At 43.9% G+C, this 815-nt stretch carries 1 protein-coding gene; it reads right to left on the reverse strand.

Annotated elements, in window-relative coordinates:
* The coding region (gene flgL / locus A3735_RS02805; protein ID WP_068637559.1) for a flagellar hook-associated protein FlgL at positions 1-752 on the reverse strand (752 nt) is incomplete at its 3' end.
* Between the last annotated feature and the right edge of the window lie 63 nt (positions 753-815).

Below are 815 nucleotides of genomic sequence, written 5' to 3' on the forward strand. Positions count from 1 at the left end.
GCCAGATAAGATCTACCCGTCGCTTTGTCAGTCACGTTAAACTCTGAAGGCGAGGTGAAAGTCACTATCATATCACCAGGATAAAACTGGTCATAAAGCTCTTGATCTATCACTTGCCCCGTCGTGATTCTGGCTTCTGGTACAGCTTGGTTATGAGGGTTTGCAGCGGTATAGAAGGTATTTTTATCAACAGCAATATCTTGAAATATTTGTTTGCCATTTTCAGATGAAGCAATTGTAACATTTGGCTCGACCTGAACAAAACGTCTCCCCTCATCTCCTTGATAAACGTAAGTACCCGAAACATTCTGCTGAAAGGGCTCCGTACCACCCTGAAAGCCACTAAATAAATATTCACCGCTGGCATCTTGTGAGTTCATCAAACCCGCAAGTTGCGACAAGCGTTCCTTCACCTCGGTTGAAATCGCCGATAAATCACTTTTGTTTAGAACACCGTTCCCTGCGGTCACCGTCAATTCACGAATACGCTGGACAACTGAGTTGATACTACCAAGTAAGTCGTCTTGCAAGTTTAAATGACCACGAGCCAGTTCAATATTCCGTTGAAACTGAGAGTTTAGCTCCAGTTCCTGATTCAGCTCCAAAATTCGAGTTGAAGCAACCGGGTCATCCGCAGGCGTTAAGACTTTCTTGCCCGTCGATATTTGTAACTGTGTCTTTTGCTGATCAGACTGAACATCCTGAATCGCTTCCAGACCACGGTTAAAAAGCTGCTGCGTTGATATTCTCATAAGCGTCACTTGATGGTACTTAAACCACCCCTGTTTTTCCCAACTCTATCTTCAATTAAACTC

This window comes from Oleiphilus sp. HI0061, from assembly GCF_001635675.1.